Source organism: Oryzicola mucosus (assembly GCF_014534685.1).
Taxonomy (GTDB): Bacteria; Pseudomonadota; Alphaproteobacteria; order Rhizobiales; family Rhizobiaceae; genus Oryzicola; species Oryzicola mucosus.
This window is the reverse complement of record NZ_JACVVX010000008.1, coordinates 45,694-62,700: the sequence shown is the minus strand read 5'-3', so window position 1 is coordinate 62,700 and position 17,007 is coordinate 45,694. Positions and strand designations below refer to the sequence as shown.

The window sequence follows — 17,007 nt, the reverse complement described above, 5'->3', positions numbered from 1 at the left end:
CGCGCCTCAGACCGGGGTTTCAGCGGGAATGGCTGCGGAATGGCCGAATGCGCCCTCAATCCGGCAGATGTCGGCGGCGAAATCCGCGCCTTTTTCCATTGCGGTGCGAATTGTGGCGGCTGGCAGGCGGCTTCCACGCTTCCAGCCGCTGGCCGTGAGAGACAGAAGCGTCGCTGTGATGAAGGCATCGCCCGCACCGAGCGTGTCGACAACCTGTGTCGGTTTTGGCGGCACAGAGATGAAATCAATACCATTGTAAGCGACTGCACCCTCCGGCCCCAACGTCGCCAGTGCCAAACCGCAGCCCTGCGCGATGGTTTCACGCAGCACGGAGACGGCGCGTTCGCGGCCGACATCGCCTGCGGACAGCGCCGCGAAGTCGAGATGCGGTGCGACCGGTCCGATCAGATCGTCGACCTGCCAGCGATAGGAGAAATCGTAGGATATCAACCGGCTCGCCGCTTTGAACGTCGCGAGATGCACGTTGAGGTGGCTGTAGCAACTGGTGTGCACCAGCGCGAAGCTGGCAATGTAGTCGAGGTCGGCTTGTGCAGGCATGAAAGGATGTTCCCGCGCGACGCCACCCTTGTTGGAGAACACGAACTCCCGGTTCCCATCGACGACACGCACATCCGCGTGGCCGTTCTCGCCTTCGACGATGCGGCACAGCGCGGTGGGCACCGAAAGCGCTTCAAGTGTGGCCCGAACATGGCGTCCCGCCGCATCTGAGCCGAACGTGCCCAGGAATGCCGCTTCGGCCCCGAGCATTTTGGCGTAGACGGCAAAGTTCAAGGCGTTGCCGCCGGGATACATCTTGCCCGTATTGAGATAGCGATCAACGACGTTGTCGCCCAGACCGAGCACCTTCAAGCCACGGAAGTCGTTGTCGGCTTTCATCATTTCTCAGCCGCCTTCTCTGTCTTCGAAACGCGGGCCGTGACCGGGCAGGTGCCCGCCCGCAGGCGCTGCGCCACCACGCGGCGCGAAGCGCTCGTGCGGGGCTGGAACAACCATGCGGGCAGGCGCGCGCTCATCAGTAGTCGACCTTCCACATGTAGCGGCGAACCGAGAGCGGATGCTCGCGCAGAACCGAAAGTGTGTGGGCGAACCAATACCAGGTGACGCCGATCACGAACGGGGACAGGAGCGGCGAGACGTCCTCGTAGCGGCCTGCGTCGAAGGTGATGATCTTGTCGGTGACGCGCCGGGTGAACTTCAGCGCGCGCTGGTCGATCTTCCGGTTCTCGCCATTGTCCATGAGGAAGACATAGGCCATCTCGGGATCGGCGACCTCGAACGGTCCGTGGCGGAATTCGCCGGAATGGATGTCGGAAGCGTCGAGCCACAGCATCTCGTTGAAGATGCAAATCGAGTACTGGTAGTTCAGCCCAGACAGGATGCCGCTGGAGAGCACATAGTAGATGTTCTCGTCCTTGTAGCGGCGGGCAAGTTCCATACCGCGCTCACGCTCGGCATTCTTGATCTCGTGCAGCTTGGCCGGCATCGCCTCGAGGTCGCTGATCAGCTGCGCGCCGACCGGATTGCCAAGACGCTTGAGCAGATAGGCGGCGAACAGATAGGCGACCATCGTCTTCGGCATGCCCGGCAGCTCCTTGCTGTAGGGCAGCAGGTAGTCGCAAATCTTGGCAAGGCCGCTGTCATGACCCGAGGTCAGCGCCACTGTCACGGCACCCGTGGTCTTAGCCCAACGGGCGGCGACCACGGTGTCCTCGGTCTCACCATTGTGCGAGGTGAGCAGCACCACGGCCTTTTCGTTAACAGCCTTAGGGCGGCGCGTCTCGAACTCGGTCGAGTTGATGCGCTCGATGCGCAGGTCGCAATATTTATCGAGGATGTATTTGATCGGCTCGATGTAGGAATTGGAACCACCGGCGCCGACAAGATAGACGGACTGGATGTCGCGCGACGAGAAGACATCTTCGACAAGCTTTTCTGCCAGCGGGTTACCATCGCGGAAGGTCATCTCCAGGACGCCCTTCAGATAGTCCCCTTCCAGATAATTCGGATTGGGAGCGGACTTGATCTCTTCTTCGCTCGGCGTCAGGTTTTCGAGAGCCATACTGCTTATTCTCCAGTCAGTTCGGACGCGCGACCGAAGCCACCGCCGCCCGGTGTTTGCAGGAACAGGCTGTCCCCACGGTTCATAAGGATGTTGGTGATCGAGATGTCGTAATCCGTGACAGTGCCATCGGCAGTGCCGAACTTCAGCCGCGCCACCTCGCCCTGCCCGCCGCCGAAGACGCCGTCAGCCGGGGTGCGCAAGCCTTCGCAGGAAGCATTGGCCCGGACGCCATCGGTCATGGCGACGACTTCGCGAACGATGCCCATGCCGCCCGTGGTGTAGCCTTCGCCGCCAGAACCGTCGGCCAGCGCGTAACGACGGACCATCAGTGGATATTCGATCTCAAGGGCCTCGGCCGGCAGGTTCGAGGTGTTGGTGATGTGCACCTGAACTCCGTTCATGCCGTCATGGTCGTGGCTCGCGCCCGCGCCGCCGCCGACCGTTTCGAGATAGACAAAGTTTCCCTCGCGGGTCTTGTGCGGCCCAAAGAAGATCATCGTCGCGTTCATATCGGCGGAAGAGGCGAACACCTTCTCTTTCGGCAGCACGTCTGCGAAAGCCTGGAAAATCGCGCGCACCACGCGCTGGCAGCTTGTCGAGCGGATACCCACGGCAGCGGGGAACTTCGGCCGCACCAAGGTGCCCTCCTCGGCAACGATGGTCACCGGAAGCGCCATGCCTTCGTTGGGCGGCAGCGACGGGTCGAGCAGCGCCTTGATGGTGTAGTAGCAGGTAGCGTCGAGCGCAGTCTTGGGGATGTTGACCGCGCCCCGCGCCTGCGGATCGGTGCCGGTAAAGTCGAAGGTGATACCCTCGCCTTCCACCTGGATTGCAACCTGAATGCGGCAGGGCTCGTAGCCGACACCGTCGCCGTCGATGAAGGCCTCGCCCTTGTAGACGCCGTCCGGCATCTCCCTGATGCGTTTGCGCAGACGGCTCTCCGAATAGGCGATCAGGTCTTCTATCGCCTTCTCAACGGTGGCGATGCCGAACTGGTCGGCAAGCCCGACAAGCTTGCGCTGGCCGATTTCGTTGGTGGCTACCTGGACCTTGAGGTCGAGGATGCGTTCCAGCGGGTCGCGACTGTTCGTGCTGATCAGCTTGACGATCTGCTCGTCGAGCACACCCTCGCGAACGATCTTCAGCACCGGAATGCGCAAGCCCTCGGCGAAGATGCTGGTCTGGCTGGGATCGCACGAGCCTGGTACGCCACCGCCGACATCAGAATGGTGGCCGAGATTGGCGGCGAAGAAGCAAAGCCGGCCGTCATAGAAGACGGGCGTCAGGATCGAGATGTCGGGAGTGTGCGAGCCACCCGCCAGATAGGGGTCGTTGCAGATAAAGGCATCGCCCGGCTTGATATCTTCGAGCTTGTAGTTCTCGAGAACGGCCGCCACACCGCCTTGCAGCGAGCCCAGATGTACCGGGATGTGCGAGGCCTGGACGATCAGCCGCCCCTTGCCATCGAACAGGCCGACGGAGCAGTCCTTACGTTCCTTGATATTGGTGGAAAAGGACGAGCGGACGAGGCTGAGCCCCATTTCGTCGGTGATCGACATGAACCGGTTGGAGTAGACCTCCATCTCGATAGCGTCGAACTCGCGCGGTGGCTTGACGTGCTGCTGCATCACGCACGGTCCTTCACAAAGCTGAGGATGATGTTGCCATAGGCATCGACGACGCCCGTCTGGTCGGGAAGCAAATAAGCGGTCGAGGTCAGTTCCTCGATGATTGCCGGGCCGGTGAATTTTTCGTTCTGCGGCATCAGCGACCGCTTATAGACGGGCATGGTCTGCCAACCGCCTTCTGGGCCCACATAGACCTCGCGCTCGCCGACCATGGCATTGGCCATGGTGCCGGTCGCACTCTCGACAGTCCGCAGCGGCCGTCCGGCATGGCCAATGGCCTGGACGCGCAGGTTGACGATCTCGACCGGATGGTTTTCCAGCGCATAGCCGTAGACCACGCGATGCGCCTCGCCGAAACGGGTGGCGAAATCCTCGGCGCTCAACAGGATACCTTCGACGCGGATTTCGTGGTTCTGGCCGGCATAGCGGGCTTCGGCGATGTGCTGTAACGCACGCTTTTCGTCAGGGATTGTCTCAGCTTCGAGCCAATCCCGGCCCTGCGTTTCAAGACCTGCCAGCGCAGTCGTAATTTCAGCCCAGCTTTCGCCGTGCGCCCGCTTGATCTGAGTGGACACGAAGTCGCGAGTAACATCGGATAGAAGAACACCTCGGGCGCACATGGTGCCAGGGGATTCCGGAATGATGACGGTGCCAAGGCCGGTTTCAGCAGCCACCAGGGAGGCATGCAGCGGGCCTGCCCCGCCGAAGGCCATCAGGGCGAACTGCTTGAGGTCGTGGCCCTTGTCCATGGAGACGGCGCGGATGGCGCGCGCCATATTAGCGACCGCGATGCGGATGATGCCCCAAGCGGTGTCCTCGACGCTGCGACCGATCTTTTCAGCTACGGCGCCGATTGCGATCAGCGCGGCCTCGCGGTCGACCGGCATGGCGCCGTCCAAAAGCGCCACCGGGTTGAGCCGCTGCAGCACTATATTGGCGTCCGTAATGGTGGCGTCGGCACCACCCTTGCCATAGGCGGCTGGGCCGGGAACCGCAGCGGCACTCTGCGGGCCGACCTTCAGGCCGCCTGCATCGTCCAGCCAAGCGATGGAGCCGCCGCCGGCGCCGATGACGCTGACATCGACCATGGGGCAGCGAATGGAGTAGCCCGCCACGTCGCGGTCAGCCGAATAGGCGGGCTTCCCGTCGGCGATGAGGGCTACGTCCGTGGACGTGCCGCCGACGTCGTAAGTGATGATGTTTGGAAAGGATGCCGCCTTGCCGACGAGGGCAGCGCCAACCACACCTGCAGCCGGACCCGAAAGGCAGGTGCGCACCGGATAGTCGCGCGCCGTCTCGGTCGACATCAAGCCGCCGTTGGAATGGATAGTGTACGGCTTGGCATCCACGCCTGCCGCGCGCGACCGCTTCATGAAGCGGTCGAGATAGCCGTCCATGCGGGGCATCAGATAAGCGTTCATCACCGTCGTGGAAATGCGCTCATATTCGCGGAACTCCGGCAGAACGTCGCTCGACAGGCTGATGAAGACGTCCGGCAGGTGCTTGCGGATGATTTCAGCGGCGCGCCGTTCGTGAGCCGCGTTGCGGTATGAGTGCAAGAAGCCAATGGCAATGGCCTCGACGCCATCTTGCTTGAAGCGAATGGCGGCCTGTTCGACGCCAGCTTCGTCGAGTGGCCGGATGACCTCGCCATCGGGGCCGAGGCGCTCGGCAACTTCCAGGCGCAGCGAGCGCACAACCAGCGGGTCTGGCTTGCGCACGCTCATGTCGAAAAGGTCGGGGCGGGTCTGCCGGCCGATCTCCAGCACGTCGCGGAAACCTTCGGTGGTCAACAGACCGGTCTTGCCGCCGCGGCGCTCGATGACCATGTTGGTCGCGACCGTGGTGCCATGGCCGAAATGGACAACGTCTGACGCGTTCAGGCCGCGCTCCTCGAAGCTGGCAATACCGATCTCGATGGCCTCGGATGGATCATGCGGTGTCGAAGACACTTTGAAGTGGCGCATCCCGCCCGTTTCGTCGTCGAGTACGGTGAAATCCGTGAAGGTTCCGCCGACATCGATGCCAACCCTGATGTTGCCCATGATGATGTAGTCTTCGTGCTTTGGGCGGTCGCCTCAGCTCCCGCCTGTCCTGTGATGAGGGCAAGTGTGGGACGGCTATCGGCGGATGTAAAATTCATTTAATCAAGCTTTCCATTCCAAAATGGAATGTCAATCGGAGACATCATCATGCGCCGGATAAAACTCCGCCACCTCGATACCCTCGCCGCTTTCATGAAAACGGGGTCCGTTACAGAGGCCGCGCAGGTGCTTCACACAACCCAGCCCAACGCCAGCAAGTCGCTGAAACAGCTTGAGGATTTTGCCGGGGTCAAACTGTTCGAGCGCAGCGCGGGGCGGTTGCGGCCGACGCCGGAAGCGGAAATACTTTTCGCTCACGCTACCCGGTTGATGGACGAACTCATGCTGTTCGAGAACCTATCGCTGGACCTTACGTCCATGGCCCAGGGCTATGTGAATATCGGCATACTCTCCGCCTTCAGCACTGCCCTCATTCCCATGGCGGTAGAGCGATTCAACAATCTCTATCCGGGAATCCAGGTGCAGGCCGACCTACTCGACTCCGACAAAATCCACACTTATGTCAGCCGCGGCAACTACGATTTCGGCCTTGTTCATCATCCCGAGCACGAGTCCGACCTGATGACGCAGACGCTGAAGACGGCGTCCATGGTCTGCATCATGCCGACGGATCATAAGCTGGCGAAGCATCGCATCATCCTGGCCAGCGACATCGCCGACCAGCCCTTCGTCACCTATCCGCGCTCCGTACCGTTCGGCGCGGCGATTTTCCGGTCCCTATCGGACGAAGGCGTGAAACCTTCCAACACGCTGATCTCCAACCAGAGCCAGCTTATCCGGCGGCTGGTCGAACGCGGCCGCGGCGTCGCCCTTGTTGATCATTTCTCCGTCTGGGACGCCAACGAGTTCGATCATATAGCGGTCCGCCAGTTCGAGCCTCGCATCCCTGTCTCGGTCGGCATGATCATCCCCAAGCGCCGACCCCTATCCCTTGCCGCACAGACCTTCGCAGGAATTTTGAAGGAGGTGCTTCAGCAAGGACCGGGGTAATATTTGAAAGAGCGAGATCGTTCGGGCAGGGGGCCCTAACCGCAATAGATTTCGTTAATCGCCCCGGTTTTCTCGCTATGGGTGACATTCATCCTGGTCCTAACCAGGTCCGAGGTGTGAGCACAGGTTGAGCACCCCAGACGCCATGTCGCATTCGCTGGTTTCTTTGGCAACGCATCCATGGGTTGGCCAACAAAGCGCTGATAGTCCGATGCACGGCACTGGTCGCCGAAATAATATTTGCGCGAGCCGTCTTTGGTTTCGGCAATCCAGATACCTCGTTCACGCGGATGGTTGCGGATGGTGGAATTTTCCGGCGCCCAGTAAGTGTACGGCGGCTGTGGATTGGCCACCATAATGACATTCGGTTCTGCAAGCGCTGAATTGGCAACCTTCGCCGATGTGCAGCCGGTCAGGCCCGGCACGAACGCGACCGCTATTGTAAGGGCCCAAAACGAAGACGAGAGATGCATGGCGAACCTCGGTTGCTGTCCCCTCGTGCTAGGTGCAAAATTCGACATCAACAAGGCTTGAGCTAAAGGTCCGGCGCGGAGACCAAGACCGCTCATATTCGGCTTATAGCGCGCCGATTTGCACCTCCTTCGAGTGCTTGTCTTGTCCTTATCCGGCTAATCGACATCGTTTTCACTGCGCTGAGATGATCCTTTCAAATCATCCGCAGGGAACCAAACATCGTGGCGCGGGTTCTCTAGGAGCCTCTCAACGGGCCGAAACGAGGATACCAAAATGAAGAAGCTATTTATGGCCGCCGCACTTGTCGGGGCGTCGACCTTCGCCGCAGCTGCGCAGACCACACCTCCCGCCACAGATGGCAATACGCCGGCTGTTACGACGCCCGAGACGACTAACCCCACCGCGCCGGTCGAAGGTGCCAACAGTTTTACTGAAGCACAGGCAAGAGATCGCTTGGTTGAAGGCGGATATGCCGATGTCGCTGGCCTCACCCTGGACGACAAGGGTGTTTGGCGCGGTACGGCGATGAAGGACGGCAAGTCCGTGAATGTTGCGCTGGACTACCAGGGCAATATCACCGCCAATTAATTTTCAGATTTAGGAGAGTTTTTATGAGAACTGTGACAGGTCTTTTTGACGATTATTCAGATGCGAGTGCTGCCGTCAGCGCTCTTGAAGCGCAAGGCGTGCCGTCAAGCGACATCAGCATCGTTTCCAACAACGCTGATGAGCGCCACGGAAACGAATCCAATGCGGCCGAGGGCGCCGGCACAGGTGCCGGTATCGGAGCGGCAGTTGGTGGTGTCGGCGGTCTTCTTACCGGACTTGGCGTAATGGCCATCCCGGGAGTCGGACCTGTCGTGGCAGCAGGTTGGCTTGTAGCAACGGCCGCCGGTGCTGCGGCCGGCGCTCTTGCGGGCGGCGCCGCCGGCGGTTTGATCGGTGCAATGACGGAATCGGGTGTCCCTGAAGAGGACGCGCATGTTTATGCAGAAGGCGTCCGCCGCGGCGGCACGCTGGTCACGGCCAAGGTTGACGATAGTGTCTATCCGACGGCCGAAGCCATTCTTCGCGACTCCAACTGGGTCGATCCGACCGAGCGCCGCGCCGTCTATGCCGAGGAAGGCTGGACTCGTTTCGACGATACTCTCGATCCATATGGTCCCAGCGAAATCGAAGAAGAGCGCGCCCGCTATAGGCGTTGAACTTTACGCAAAAAGGCCGGCGAAAGCCGGCCTTTTTCTATTCAGGCCCGGTTTGCTCCGGCCCTTTTTCGCTACTTCAGGATCGCTTCCATCGGAACGGGTTCGGAAATCGTCCATTCGCCGACGACGCCTGGCTTTCCGGCCTTGGTTTCGACGATCAAGTACCGCGCCCGGTTCTGGTGATGCAGTTCGGGCGTAAAGGTGCGGGTGCCAAACAGCGTCGGCTCGTCCTTCATTTTTTCCAGTTCTGCAACAACGGCGTCCGCGTCCGTGGTACCGGCACGTTCGACCGCCTTTGCCCATACGTCGATCATGACATAGCCGGGATAGACATACTGGCTTGACGGTTCGGCACCGGTCTTTTCCTTGTAGACGGTGTTGAACTTGTTAACGTCGGCGCTGGGGTCGTCGCCATAGATCGACCCCTGAACCGGCACGTAGAAGTTCGTGAGATCGGGCACCGCCGAGAGCCAATAGCTGCCATCGACGCCCGAGCCGTTCAGGATCATCGAGTTGATGCCGGCAGCGCGCAGCTGTTTGATCGCCGATACGGCGCCTGGCATCATGGTGCAGAGCATGATCGCATCGGGCTCCTTCGGCAGGGACTTGATGCGGGTGATCTGGGCTGCGATGGAGGCGTCTTCGTTCTTGAAGGTGTCTTCGCCAACGAGCTTCGCACCCTGGGCCTCAAGCTTCGGCATCATCCAGTCGAAGCCGTCGCAGATGCCCTTGTTGTAGACCGTCCAGGTGTCAAGCAGCCGGTAGAAATCCTTCGCGCCCTTTTCCTTGAAAGCCCATTCCGCCATGGTCGCGCCTTGAACCGGAGCGAGAACCGAAGCAGAGAAGCTGTGCGGGCCTACGCCCTGGATACCGGCCTTGACCGATTCCGCGCACAGGAAGAACGACACCTGGCCTGCGTCCTCGGCCGCGAGAGCTGCGGGCGAGCCGAAATCGTAGTCGCACGAAACGACGACGAGATCCGCGCCCTGATCGAGCACGGAGAGACCGGCCTTGGCACCTTCGGCACGGTCAGACTTGGTATCGGCCTTGACCACCTCAATCTGCTTGCCAAGCAAACCGCCGGCCGCATTGATTTCCTCAATACGGATCATGGCCGCTTCCTGGGCGGGCTTATCGTAGGCTTCCATGAAGCCCGACTCGGCCGTGGCGAATCCGACGACGACCTTCTCGTCATCGGCCAGAGCCGGGAATGCCAAGGAAACCGAGGCCAGCGCCGTCGCGACAATTCTAATTTTGTATGCCATGCACATCTCCTTTTTGCTTCCGGTCGGCTTGTGCCGCCAGTCACATGTTGCGTTTGCTGCGGGTTAAGGTGATCTCGCGGTTTCCCATAAGGCCTGATGGACGAAGCGCGAGAATGACGATCATGATGACGCCGAGTGCGATTTCCTGAATTCCCTTCGGAAGAGCGAAGGTGGCGTCACCGAGCGATACGCCGCCTTCCATCCAGCGAAGTGCCTGGATGAGGGCGGATAGGAGCACCACCCCGATAACACCACCCGAGAGACTTCCCATGCCGCCGACAACGAGCATGGACAGGGTGATGAATGTGAGGCTGAGATAGAAAGTGTCGGGGGTGACCACGCCGATGGAATGAGCCATCAGGGCACCGCCCAGCCCCATGACCGCACCGGAGACGACGAAGGCCACAAGCCGTTCCTTGGGAATATCGACACCGGAGGCAGCGGCGGCCGTGGGCTCGTCGCGCGCGGCGCGCAGTGCAAGGCCGGACCGCGAAATCGCATGCGCCCAGGCGATGAAGATGGCTGCGACGGCCCCGATCAGGTAAGGCCAGATCGTCCGGATGATGGGAATGCCAACGACCGACGAGGTCCCGCCGGTGACGCTGTCCCAGTTGGAATAGATCGTATTGATCATCGCAAGCACGGCGAAGGTGGCGATAGAGGCGGCGATCCCCGAAAGCCGCATCAGCACCTTCCCAAAGATGAGCGCCGCCACGCCGGCAAAAAGCGCTGCCAGTATCGCCGCCTGCCAGTAGATGAGTCGCGTCTGAAGCAGCCAATCAGGCAGGCCGGGCAAGGCGCTGCTTTTCATGATCGGGTTGATCGTTAGCCAGGCAGCGGCATAGGCGCCGAGGCAAGTGAAGCCGATATGCCCGAAGCTCAGCACGCCTGAATTGCCGATGAATATGTAGAGCCCAACGACGAAGATCACGCGGACGAGAACGTCAATCACGGTCTGGTTGAAGGGCCGCGACCCCGTCATCACGGTGATGAGTGTAATCGCGATCAGCAGCAAGGAAAGCAGGACAGGCGTGACGATGGTCTTGCGTGCCAGCGTGAATCGCGCCGGCTTCCTGGCGGCGATGACATCGCCGGTCAGCTGAGTTTCGGGGGCGGAAGAGACTGCAGACATGGGTCAGACCCTTTCCTTCGTGCCGCGCGCGGCAATGAGTCCTTGAGGACGGAAGAGGAGCACGAGTATCACCGCCCCATAGACGAAAGCATCGCGGAACGGGCGGGCATCGACAGGAAGCGCTACCTGCATGACGACCGACGCCGCGCCCAGAAGGAAGCCGGCCAGAACAGCGCCTCCAAGGCTGCCCAGACCGCCGATGACAGTGGCAATAAAGGCCATCAGCATGATCGATGCGCCCATCTGGATATCGACCGTGCCGGTCTGGCTGCCGAAGATCAGCGCAATGGCTCCGGCCAGTGCGCCAGACAGAGCGAAGGCGCCCATGATAACCCGGTTGGCGCGGACACCGAGCATGCGGGCCATCGAGAAGTTTTCCGCCGCCGCCCGCATTTCCAGCCCGAAGCGGGTCTGACGCAGGAACAAGGTCAGGCCGATCAGTATGGCCATGGTGGCGACGATGGTGATGAGTTGCAGCAGGGGCAGCCGCGCGCCGAAGATTTCAACAGGTTGCGACAGAGCAGGCAGCAGCGAGATGGATTTCGGCCGGCTGCTGTAGAGCATCAGGAGGAAGTAGCGGATGACGAAGCCCAGCGCGAAAGAGGCAATCATCATGGTTGCCGGATTTGCGTTGCGGAAGCGGCGGAAAACCACGATCTCACACAGCACGGACAGCCCCGCCCCGCACAGGAGTACGAACGGTACCAGCAGATACCAGGGCAATTGACCCGCAAAGACAATGGCCATGGCATCTGTTGACGGCCACAGAAGAGCGAAGACGCAAAAAGCGATGACATCGCCATGCGCGAAGTTCACCAGCCGCATGACCCCGAAGATCAACGCGATGCCGAGTGCGCCGAGTGCATAAAGCGAGCCGAGCGAGAGTGCGTCGAACAGGGTCTGGAGCATCTCAGTGGTCCTCGTAGCCGAAATAGGCGGCTTGGATGGCCTCGCCGCTGCCAAGCGTTCGCGCGTCGCCGTCCAGCACAATCTGTCCGCCACGCATCAGGATCATCCGTCCCCCGACCATCATCGCGCGGGCCGAACTCTGCTCGACAATGAGCAGTGTAAGCTGGCGTTGGGCCTGCAAGGCGATCAGCCGCTCGTAGACCTGGTCGGTGATGTTGGGCGCAAGGCCGAGCGAGGGTTCGTCGATGGCGATGAGCCTTGGATTGGTCATCAGCGCGCGGCCTATGACCAGCATCTGCTGCTGACCACCCGAAAGCAGACCCGCCTGCCCATTGCGTCGGTCTTTCAGGATCGGAAAGATCGTGTAGACAGCTTCCAGGTCGCTTGCAGTCCGGGCGCGCGAATTTCGGTCGCGGGTTTGCATGCCAGTGCCAACCAGGAGGTTTTCCTCGATCGTCAGCGAGCCGAAGACCTCGCGCCCTTCGGGCACCATGGAAAGGCCAAGCCGGGCTATGTTCTCGGGAGCTTGGCCAGTGATGTCCTGGCCGGCAAGCTGGATTTTCCCGCCGGCTACCGGCGTAACCCCTGCGATGGCACGTAGAAGCGACGACTTGCCCGCCCCATTCGGCCCAGTGATGAACAGAATTTCTCCCTCGGTCATGGAGAAAGACACCTCGCGAACGGCGGTGAGCCGGCTATAGCGAATGGTGATGTCGGAAAGGGCAAGCAGGCTCATTCCATCACCTCCAGCACCGGCAGGTCGGTATTGGCGGCCGTGCCCATATAGGCGTGGCGCACCTTTTCGCTGTCGCGGATCGATGCCGGGGGGCCTTCCTCGATAATGGCTCCGGAATCGAGAACGACGATATGCTCGCAAAGTCCGAGCACGAGCCCGACATTGTGCTCAATGAGCAGAACACCGCAGCCAAGGTCGGTGGCGATGCGGCGGATGAGCGCCGACAGTTCCTTCGATTCCGGCCCGCTCATGCCTGCGGCCGGTTCGTCCAGCAGGACGTAGGAGGGCCTTCCCATGAGGGCACGGCCGATGGCTACCCGCCGCTCGTCGGTATAGGGCAAGGTGCCGGCGATGCGTGAGCCCAGCGATGCGATGCCGATCCAGTCGAGCATGGCTTCCGCCTCGGCGATTGCCGCGCGCCGGCTCATACCGAGCCCTACGCCGGTCACCTCGAGATTGTCGACTACGGGCAGATCGCGGAACAGCCGCCCCCCCTGAAAGGTACGGGCGATGCCACGCCGCCGAACCTGATGCGGCTTGAGCCCTACCAAAGCTTCGCCGTCGAGCTTGACTGCCCCTTCCGAAGGCGACTGGAAGCCCGTCAGCACATTGACGAGCGTGGTTTTGCCAGCGCCGTTCGGGCCGATGAGGCCGCTGATACGGCCGGGCGTGATCTGCAGGTCGACAGCCGACAGGGCCTTCAGCCCTGCAAACGCCACTGAGACGTTCTCCGCGCTCAGATGACTCATGCGCCATTCCTTCTTGTTGCCGAGGGAAGGCGCACAGCATCAGGCCTTTCGGCCGGACTTGTTGCGAGTATTCCCCTTCGGTTCCGGCGATCTCTAGCGGATCGCTCGATTAGCCAAATTCACGCCGTTTACCGGCTTAAGTCTTGTCGTTTCGCGCGCTCGATTTTGTCTTCCAGCGCGCGGAGGGCCGGTATTGGCCGACCGATCCCCTCCCCTTCCGGCTCCTCCGCCGGCAGTCCCCCTGGCCTCGATCAACCGGCCAGGTATTCCTCCGCACGCGCCAGCGCAGCGTTGCCATCAGCTCGGGCAGCCAGCGCTTCTTCCAGCCTCACGGGAACGAAGCGGGCGGGCGTATGCGGCTGGAGCTGGGCTATCAGGTCCATATCGGCCGATATTACCACACCCACCATCATATAGCCGCCCCCTGAAACCGCGTCTCGATGCAAAACGATGGGTTCGGTGCCGCTGGGCACCTGGACCGATCCGTAGGGATAACAGGCGTCGACGATGTTCGACGGGTCGGAGCCCGCGCCGAAGGGCTGTTCGCGCTCGACGAATTCCAGCGGTGTGCCACCTTTGAAGCGGTAGCCGATGCGGTCGGCTTCGGGCGCGACTTTCCAGGTTTCATCGAAAAACCGCTTGCCGGACGCCTCGGTGATGCGGTGCCAGTAAAGGCCCGGAAGCATCCTGAGTTCCGACGGAACTGTCTGGGCACGACGCAGGTTCACAGGCAGCGAGAGGCCGGATTTCCCGGAAGCTTCTCCGATTGGAAGCTCGTCGCCGGCTTTCAAGGTACGGCCCTGATACCCGCCCAGCGCACCGAGAATATAGGTCGAACGCGAGCCGAGCACGACCGGCACGTCGATACCGCCAGAGATGGCGATATAGGCGCGCGCACCACCCTTGAGGAAGCCAAAGGAAAGCCGGTCACCGGCCTTGACCGGAAAGCTCTCCCAGGTTGGGCGTTCCTCGCCATTGAGCTTCGGCGGCAACTCGCCGCCAGTGATGGCAACGGTTACGTCCTGGGTAAATTCCAGTTCCGGCCCCATGAATGTGGCTTCGAGCAGTGCTGCGCCAGGCTCGTTGCCGACCAGAAGGTTGGCAATGCGCGTGGCGAAGCGGTCCATGCCACCGCCCTCAGGGATGCCAACATGGTAGTGGCCCGGCCTGCCGAGATCCTGCACAGAGGTTGAGAGGCCGGGAGAGATTACCTTAACGGCCATCGATAAGCTCCATCAGCTTTGCATTGGTGCCGTAAATATCGCGGTTGAAGTCGGTCAGGCTGAAGGTGCACTCGCGGACCGTCGGCTGCCACCGGTTGGCATCGATCTCCTCCAGCGTCGCGTCGTAGTCGTCGCGCCCGATAGCCTTGAACTTGACGATGTCTCCTGGCTTGAACAGGCACATGTCATCGGAGAGATAGCGAACTTTCATGGCAGGATCATAGATCGGTGCCGGAGTGACGCCGTACATCTGATAGCCGCCTGCCCCACGCACGGAATAGATCGCCGCAAAGCAGCCGCCATGGCCGATCGTCAGCTTCGGTGTATCGGTGCGCGGACGAAGATATTTCGGTGCCTGAATCTGCTTTTGGCGCTCGACCATCTGATAAAGGAAGGGCAACCCGGCCACGAAGCCGACCATGGAGACGAACCAGGGCTGGCCGGAATAGGCGGCGATGAAGTCTTCAACCGTGGCATAGCCGTTGATACGGGCAGAATATTCGAGATCGGTCGACGATGGGTCCTGGTGGCGCTCACGAAACCGGAGGCAGGTTTCGTGCGTCCACGGATCCTGGAAATAAACCGGGAGTTCGATGATCCGGGTTTTCAGGACGGAATCTGACGTGGACGCGGCCGCCTCCATCGATTTCAGCTCAGCGAGCAAATCCTGCGGCTTGATCAAGTCTGGGTTGAAGCGGATCTGGAAACTGGCATTCGCAGGGCAGATTTCCGTGACGCCCTTGATCCCGGCGGAGCGAACCGCGTTGGTCATGGAAAGACCAGTGAAGAATGAGGCGAGCGACATGTCTTCGGACACTTCGCCGAAGATATGTTCGTCACCGCCGAAGTTGAAACGTATCGACATCGGTCTCCTTTCAGTCTGCCAGCGCAGCAGCGTTTTCAGTAAGCCAGCCTTCCAGCCAGCGTGTGTGCACATCCCCGGCCTGGACCGACGCATCGGCGGCAAGCCCGAGAAAGAGCGGCTTTGTGGTCTTGAGCCCGCCGATCGTGAGCTCGTTGAGTGCCCGGGTAAGGCGCAGGATCGCAGCCTCGCGCGTCTCTGCATGAACGATCAGCTTCGCCAGCAGCGAGTCGTAAAACGGCGGCACCTGATAGCCGGGATAAAGCATGGAATCGAACCGCACGCCGGGGCCTCCGGGTATGCGAAGATCCTCAACTTTCCCGGGGAATGGCGCGAAATCCCGTGCAGGGTCCTCTGCGTTGAGACGCACCTCGATCGCATGCCCCTTGACCGAAATATCGCTTTGCTCAAGCCTCAGCTTCTCGCCGCCCGCGATCCGCAGCATCTCGGCGACCAGATCGATACCCGTGACCGCCTCTGTGACGGGATGCTCGACCTGGATGCGGGTGTTCATCTCGATGAAATAAAAGCGGTCGGCCTCGTCGTCATAGAGATATTCCACGGTGCCGGCACCCGAATAATTGACCGCTTTGGCCAAGGCCACCGCCGAAGCGCAGAGTTCCTCGCGCAGTGCATCGGAAAGCGCCCGCGATGGCGCTTCTTCCCATACTTTCTGGCGTCGCCGCTGCAAGGAGCACTCGCGTTCGTAACAATGGATGGCATCGCTGCCGTCCGCCAAGACTTGAACCTCGATGTGGCGAGCCTTGCCAATCACCTTTTCCATGTATAGCCCACCATCGCCGAATGCGGCGAGCGCTTCGGCCTGGGCTTGTGGGAAAGCTTGCTCGAATTCGGCGAGCGAGTTGGCGATGCGGATGCCGCGCCCGCCGCCGCCGGCCGCGGCCTTGATCATCACCGGAAAACCGGTTTCGGTCAGCACATCACGTCCAGCCTCGATGCCTTCAACCCTTCCGGCCGAGCCAGGCACCACCGGAACACCCGCAGAAGCTGCGGCCGTACGCGCTGAAACCTTGTCGCCCATGAGTCGGATGGCGTCGCCGGATGGTCCGACAAAGACCAAGCCGGCAGTTGTGACCGCATCGGAAAAGGCGGCATTTTCCGCAAGGAAGCCGTAGCCGGGGTGAACACTGTCGCAGCCGGTGTCTTTGGCCGCTTGCAGGATGGCATCGATGTTCAAATAGGACTTCTTTGCCGCGGGCGGGCCAATGTTTACCGCCTCATCGGCAATCTGGACATGCAACGATTCCGCATCCGCTGCGGAAAAAACCGCCACCGTGGCGATGCCAAGATCCTGCGCGGCCCGGATGATCCTGACCGCTATCTCTCCTCGATTGGCGACCAGAAGCTTTTTCAACATCAGTCGAGATCCGCGAGTGGTGCGCCGGCCATGACTGGATCTTCGTTGTCGGCGAGAAAACGGATATTGGTGCCTGCCGACTCGGCCTTCACTTCGTGGAACGACTTCATCACCTCGATGAGACCGATGACATCTCCTGCCGAGACGGCATCGCCGTCTGCCTTGTACGGCGGCTGGTCCGGCGAAGCGCTTCGATAGAATGTACCGGGAAGAGGTGAAAGAATCTGGGCCATGATAAGCTCCGGAAAACTGTGGAGGGACTAAAAAA

General features: G+C 61.0%; 17 protein-coding genes. 3 read left to right on the top strand and 14 right to left on the bottom strand.

All coding sequences use genetic code 11. The features are described from left to right. Positions 1-6: 6 nt before the first annotated feature. The 4 genes from ICI42_RS20020 to ICI42_RS20005 form a co-directional block, all read right to left on the bottom strand. Positions 7-900 (bottom strand): fructoselysine 6-kinase, encoded by an 894-nt coding sequence (locus ICI42_RS20020; RefSeq protein WP_188166381.1) that lies wholly within the window; start codon positions 898-900, stop codon positions 7-9. Between the two features lie 133 nt (positions 901-1,033). Further along, complete coding sequence (locus ICI42_RS20015) at positions 1,034-2,080, bottom strand: SIS domain-containing protein (protein ID WP_188166380.1); 1,047 nt, start codon at positions 2,078-2,080, stop codon at positions 1,034-1,036. A gap of 5 nt (positions 2,081-2,085) precedes the next feature. Beyond that, positions 2,086-3,711, bottom strand: coding sequence for a hydantoinase B/oxoprolinase family protein (locus tag ICI42_RS20010; RefSeq protein WP_188166379.1), 1,626 nt, complete (start codon positions 3,709-3,711; stop codon positions 2,086-2,088). After that, the gene (locus tag ICI42_RS20005) at positions 3,711-5,756 is read right to left on the bottom strand and encodes a hydantoinase/oxoprolinase family protein (protein ID WP_188166378.1); all 2,046 of its coding nucleotides are present in this window, start codon (positions 5,754-5,756) and stop codon (positions 3,711-3,713) included. The genes ICI42_RS20010 and ICI42_RS20005 overlap by 1 nt, the downstream gene beginning before the upstream one ends. A gap of 147 nt (positions 5,757-5,903) precedes the next feature. On the opposite strand from ICI42_RS20005, the gene ICI42_RS20000 reads away from it, so the two are divergent. Beyond that, positions 5,904-6,806, top strand: coding sequence for a LysR family transcriptional regulator (locus tag ICI42_RS20000; protein WP_188166377.1), 903 nt, complete (start codon positions 5,904-5,906; stop codon positions 6,804-6,806). Between the two features lie 35 nt (positions 6,807-6,841). On the opposite strand, the gene ICI42_RS19995 is transcribed toward ICI42_RS20000, so the two are convergent. Continuing rightward, on the bottom strand, positions 6,842-7,231 hold the full coding sequence (locus ICI42_RS19995) for a hypothetical protein (protein ID WP_330999207.1): 390 nt from the start codon (positions 7,229-7,231) through the stop codon (positions 6,842-6,844). 322 nt (positions 7,232-7,553) lie between these two features. Here ICI42_RS19995 and ICI42_RS19990 point away from each other — a divergent pair, with 322 nt between their 5' ends. Together ICI42_RS19990 and ICI42_RS19985 are read left to right on the top strand one after the other, a co-directional pair. Continuing rightward, a complete protein-coding gene (locus tag ICI42_RS19990) occupies positions 7,554-7,868 on the top strand; it encodes a PepSY domain-containing protein (RefSeq protein ID WP_188166375.1) in 315 nt (104 codons plus the stop codon). A 23-nt stretch (positions 7,869-7,891) separates the two neighbouring features. Next, positions 7,892-8,485, top strand: a complete 594-nt coding sequence (locus ICI42_RS19985; protein WP_188166374.1) for a general stress protein — start codon at positions 7,892-7,894, stop codon at positions 8,483-8,485. A 71-nt stretch (positions 8,486-8,556) separates the two neighbouring features. Here ICI42_RS19985 and ICI42_RS19980 read toward each other — a convergent pair whose 3' ends face one another. The 9 genes from ICI42_RS19980 to ICI42_RS19940 form a co-directional block, all read right to left on the bottom strand. Then, positions 8,557-9,750, bottom strand: a complete 1,194-nt coding sequence (locus ICI42_RS19980) for an ABC transporter substrate-binding protein (RefSeq protein WP_188166373.1) — start codon at positions 9,748-9,750, stop codon at positions 8,557-8,559. A 40-nt stretch (positions 9,751-9,790) separates the two neighbouring features. Next, positions 9,791-10,882, bottom strand: coding sequence for a branched-chain amino acid ABC transporter permease (locus tag ICI42_RS19975; RefSeq protein WP_188166372.1), 1,092 nt, complete (start codon positions 10,880-10,882; stop codon positions 9,791-9,793). 3 nt (positions 10,883-10,885) lie between these two features. Continuing rightward, positions 10,886-11,791, bottom strand: coding sequence for a branched-chain amino acid ABC transporter permease (locus ICI42_RS19970; protein WP_188166371.1), 906 nt, complete (start codon positions 11,789-11,791; stop codon positions 10,886-10,888). Position 11,792: 1 nt separating this feature from the next. Further along, complete coding sequence (locus ICI42_RS19965; protein WP_188166370.1) at positions 11,793-12,527, bottom strand: ABC transporter ATP-binding protein; 735 nt, start codon at positions 12,525-12,527, stop codon at positions 11,793-11,795. Next, the gene (locus ICI42_RS19960; RefSeq protein WP_188166369.1) at positions 12,524-13,276 is read right to left on the bottom strand and encodes an ABC transporter ATP-binding protein; all 753 of its coding nucleotides are present in this window, start codon (positions 13,274-13,276) and stop codon (positions 12,524-12,526) included. Before ICI42_RS19960 ends, ICI42_RS19965 begins: the two co-directional genes overlap by 4 nt. A gap of 251 nt (positions 13,277-13,527) precedes the next feature. Next, positions 13,528-14,499 (bottom strand): 5-oxoprolinase subunit C family protein, encoded by a 972-nt coding sequence (locus ICI42_RS19955; RefSeq protein ID WP_188166368.1) that lies wholly within the window; start codon positions 14,497-14,499, stop codon positions 13,528-13,530. Beyond that, positions 14,489-15,364 (bottom strand): 5-oxoprolinase subunit B family protein, encoded by an 876-nt coding sequence (locus tag ICI42_RS19950; RefSeq protein ID WP_188166367.1) that lies wholly within the window; start codon positions 15,362-15,364, stop codon positions 14,489-14,491. The genes ICI42_RS19955 and ICI42_RS19950 overlap by 11 nt, the downstream gene beginning before the upstream one ends. Positions 15,365-15,374: 10 nt before the next feature. Further along, positions 15,375-16,739, bottom strand: coding sequence for an acetyl-CoA carboxylase biotin carboxylase subunit (locus ICI42_RS19945; RefSeq protein WP_188166366.1), 1,365 nt, complete (start codon positions 16,737-16,739; stop codon positions 15,375-15,377). Continuing rightward, a complete protein-coding gene (locus tag ICI42_RS19940; protein WP_188166365.1) occupies positions 16,739-16,972 on the bottom strand; it encodes an acetyl-CoA carboxylase in 234 nt (77 codons plus the stop codon). Before ICI42_RS19940 ends, ICI42_RS19945 begins: the two co-directional genes overlap by 1 nt. Positions 16,973-17,007 lie beyond the last annotated feature (35 nt).